We start from the raw sequence: 3,843 nt of genomic DNA on the forward strand, positions 1-3,843 counted from the left end.
ACCCCTTCCAATCAAATTAAATCATATTACTATAATCCGAAATAGGCATTAAACATTGTAATTATCATTTTACACAATATTAAGGACTTGACTATCTGGGATGCAAATAATAGCAGGAAATAAACAAATATCGTCGGGAAATATGCAATAACTAAAAACTCCATAAGGAAATGCTTTAAATTTTAACCCCCTCACCTCTCCCCTTTCGAGAATGTGTGAGGGTTTCTTATTGAAAAAATACAACTGCTATACGTTTCACTACTCGATTACATTTCATTAGGCTTGGTTGTTAATATCCGCAATCGATAGGCATTCATCGCTGTCTCCCCTAGAGTTTCTAGAAGATTATGATTCGCATATGCTCCGACAATGGCTCCAAGTCCCGGAACAAGCTGCAACATTTTGATTAAATCAATATAATCGCGATATTCCTGTTGAAATACCCGCCAATCCATATCGATTAGTTTCTCCTTCTCTTCATTCCAATTCTCAATGATCTCATACGTTTTTTTCCTTTTTTCATCACTAGAAAAAGCTAATTGGAATACATGAAGAAGAAAAAGGCGTTCCTCATATTCATCTGTATCATAGCCATATATCGCAGCTGCTTCAAACAAAAATTTCATTTTGATGGATAGAAGTAGGGGGAAATCTGCAAGTCCAAGGAAAAGGCCACCCGCGCCAGTACCTGCTCCTTCTATTACGGCTGTTTTTCGGTAGGTAGCTAGTTTCTCTTTCAGGAGTTCATCTCGTTCTGAAAGACTGATCCCAATAGATTGCCGTTTCTTCGTTGTGATATTGGAGCCAATCAACGTGGCTTTCACCATGTTTTTCATACTATCTGTTATGACTTTATGAACCTTTTCCGGAATGACCTCATTTACTTTTGTTTGGGCTTTTTTAGATAAACGATTAAAGAGACTAGAGCGCTTGAACAGCTGTTTTCTCCAAGTTTGCAAGTCTTCATATACTTTCATTTCATATTCAATCATTTGAATCATCCTCTGATTGCTTTCTTTACATAAGTATACGATTTGGCAAGAAAAAAGATTCAAAATCAGGTTGCTTTTCACAGAGTTGAGCTACTTTATCATTCATAAATATGTTGATGATGACTTCAATACTCAAAACCCCAAATAGCAATTCGTTCTTTATTTAGCAACCCCTATTTTTATACTTTTTTACGTTTGAAAAACATAAGCCTTAAGGCTAAAAGGCTGCACTTAAGGCAGCCAAAAACCTTGTTTGTAAGACGTTGTTATCTGTCCATTCCCGGTTGTTGCTGTTTTCTTCTCTTTGGTTTTTGTAATTGTTGTTGTTCTCTTTGCCATTCTCGGCTTGCTTGTTCGATCCCGTTTATAATGCCTTCTAATACGCTCAATCTATTCTCGTGGGATTGAATGTTTGTTTCAATTCTTGGTACTTGTGTTTCAGCTTGATGTAACGCATTTACTTGTTGTTCAAAGTGAGCTCTTCCAGAAACGAAGAAACGCCTTCTTTTTTCATAGCATCATAGTATTGATCACGAAGGACAACAATTTGTTCATATTTTTGTCTAGTCGAATCAGAATGTAAAACTTTTGCTTTGAGATAAGGGTTATGGTCCGTTTTTTCAACAAAAGCATGGTTTTCTTCATATTTTTTTAAATATCATTCAGCACGCTGTAAACGGGAGCGATACTGATCTATACGTTTTAGATCACCATGCAGCCTTTGAATTTCTGATTGGCAATGTGTGATGTTCTTTTCTATTGTTTTAATTGGTATGAATGTATGTTGATTAGATTCACTCAGTTTATGGATAATTTTAGTTGTCTCACAGCTTATATAACGCATTTCAGGGCGTTCTCGATAGGTAAGGTATACCACCTTCTCTATAACAGCGTTTTTTAAGGCCATTCTGGCGTTATTTAGGCTATCCCGTTCATCACGGATTTTCTCTCGTTCGCTTCTAAGTATGTCTAGATTTTTTGAGTAATGGCTTTGATGTTGATGTTGGATGCTTCTAAATTCTTTATCTGTATCAAATTTAAGTTTCTCTTTGTAAGGGGTTAGCTCTTTTTCATAACGTTCTATTCTTTCTTCAGCTCTTGTAATGGTTTGTTCGGCTTGTTTTTTCATTTGTCGGTTTTCGTTAAATTTAAATGGGTTTTTCCAATTAATTTAGTCAATTCGTTGCTGTTCTTGTTGGATCTGATCTTTGGACAATTGAATCTCACGATAGTGATGGGCAGCTTCTTGAATGGTTTCTTCTTTCCAGCGAATCTATTGATCGGTATCTTTCACTTGCTTTGCTTTTTCTTCAAGTTGTTTGAACTGTTTTTCCATGTTTAGCAAAGTAGATTCAACTTGTGAGATGTTCGGAACTTCTTGTACAGGAACACGTTTTGTAGGAGTGTTGAAGGGTTCTACTTGTTGTTTTTGTTCTTGTTGACGAGCTAGTTCTTGTTCCAGGGCTCTTTTTTCTTCTCGGTATGTTTGTAGATCCACGACAACACGATTATATTCTTCACGATCACGATTGATCGTTCCTCGGTTGCTCTCTACACCGCGCTTTTCCATTTCATGAGCCACATGACCAAGATGAATAGTAGGAAGTACTTCTAGTCCTCTGGCTTCATGGGAAAGATGAGAAATCCGGTCTTGAATCCCTTCACGTTCTAAGGCTTTATTGGCATGTTCAGCCCATTGTTCACGCCATTGTTCCAATCACGATTTTTAACCGTAAAGCCTTCTTCTGAAATTTCAGGAGTGGTTAACATGACATGAGCATGCGGATTTTCTTGGTCATCTCGGTGGATGGCTACATCTGCAATCATGCCTTGTTCGATAAATTCTTTTTGAACATAGCCACGAATGAGTTCAATTTGTTCTGGTTTTGATAATTCTCTCGGCAAAGCGATATTGATTTCTCTTGCTACTTGTGAGTTTTTTCTTGTTTCAGATGCTTCGACTTCATTCCAAAGACGGTTCCGATTTTGAACCCATTCTGATGCATGTGAAGGTGCCAAAATCATGGTTTCTGGTTTCATTTCTCGTTTATAGGATTTTCTTTCGTCCGTCCGTTCATCTTTTAATCGTTCACCAGAACGATAGGCAGCTGCAGCGACTGCCGATTGTCCTTTGCTTCTGGAAATCATCTGTGCAGAAAAATGATAAATCGCCATGATTGAGCACCTCCTTTTGGGTAGTAGATGTTCTCCATGTTACCGAAGGGAAGATGGAGATGGAGATGGAGATAGAATCGGCCGATTGGGTCGATTCTTTTTTTCATTCGGCTGTAAGCTGAATCAGGGTTTTGCGTTTTTGAATTCGCCATCGGCGAATTGGCTTTTCCGTTCCGAAGGAACCGCACACAAACGAAGTTTGTATGAGGACAGATGGCGAGGAAAACAGATACGGAACGTTTACTAGAATTAGAGAAAAAATGGAGCAATTAAAGGCGAGAAAGCAGCAGGTGGAAAGCCGAATGAAGGAAAAGGAAAGGAAGGAGCGTACGCGACGATTGATTCAAGTAGGGGCTATTTTTGAGAAGTATTTTGAGATTGAGGATGTAGATCAAGCCGAGAAAATAGCTTTTCCTTTGTTTAAACAATGGTTGTTTTTAAAGAATAAATTGTAAAAAAAACGTTATTCCTTCAATAAAACATTCGAAAAGAATAACGTTTTTTTATTTTGAAAATTCGTTTTATTAGCTTGGTGGGTATGTGTTAGAACACTTAAATAAAATTAATAGTTGTCTAATTGTTTACTCAACTTTCGCACCAGAAAAATAAGCGCTAATTGTTGGCTGTATTGTATTTAATATCTATTAAATATGTTGCTTGACAATGTTTTTTAAAA

6 protein-coding genes are annotated in these 3,843 nt (G+C 37.2%); 1 reads left to right on the forward strand and 5 read right to left on the reverse strand.

Going from position 1 to position 3,843, the window contains the following annotated elements:
• Positions 1-266: 266 nt before the first annotated feature.
• From J2S13_RS16505 to mobQ, 5 genes are all read right to left on the reverse strand, one after another.
• Entirely contained in the window at positions 267-992 is a 726-nt protein-coding gene (locus J2S13_RS16505) for an EcsC family protein (RefSeq protein ID WP_307258939.1), read from the reverse strand.
• Between the two features lie 266 nt (positions 993-1,258).
• Entirely contained in the window at positions 1,259-1,381 is a 123-nt protein-coding gene (locus J2S13_RS16510) for a hypothetical protein (protein ID WP_307258940.1), read from the reverse strand.
• A gap of 269 nt (positions 1,382-1,650) precedes the next feature.
• Positions 1,651-2,121, reverse strand: a complete 471-nt coding sequence (locus J2S13_RS16515) for a hypothetical protein (protein WP_307258942.1) — start codon at positions 2,119-2,121, stop codon at positions 1,651-1,653.
• A 144-nt stretch (positions 2,122-2,265) separates the two neighbouring features.
• Positions 2,266-2,709: a MobA/MobL family protein gene (locus J2S13_RS17055; RefSeq protein WP_503128658.1), complete on the reverse strand. Its 444-nt coding sequence runs from the start codon at positions 2,707-2,709 to the stop codon at positions 2,266-2,268.
• Positions 2,661-3,167, reverse strand: a complete 507-nt coding sequence (mobQ, locus tag J2S13_RS17060) for a MobQ family relaxase (RefSeq protein WP_503128659.1) — start codon at positions 3,165-3,167, stop codon at positions 2,661-2,663. The genes J2S13_RS17055 and mobQ overlap by 49 nt, the downstream gene beginning before the upstream one ends.
• 302 nt (positions 3,168-3,469) lie before the next feature.
• Here mobQ and J2S13_RS16525 point away from each other — a divergent pair, with 302 nt between their 5' ends.
• Positions 3,470-3,622 (forward strand): hypothetical protein, encoded by a 153-nt coding sequence (locus J2S13_RS16525; protein WP_307258943.1) that lies wholly within the window; start codon positions 3,470-3,472, stop codon positions 3,620-3,622.
• Positions 3,623-3,843 lie beyond the last annotated feature (221 nt).

It is taken from the genome of Oikeobacillus pervagus (assembly GCF_030813365.1).
GTDB lineage: Bacteria > Bacillota > Bacilli > Bacillales > DSM-23947 > Oikeobacillus > Oikeobacillus pervagus.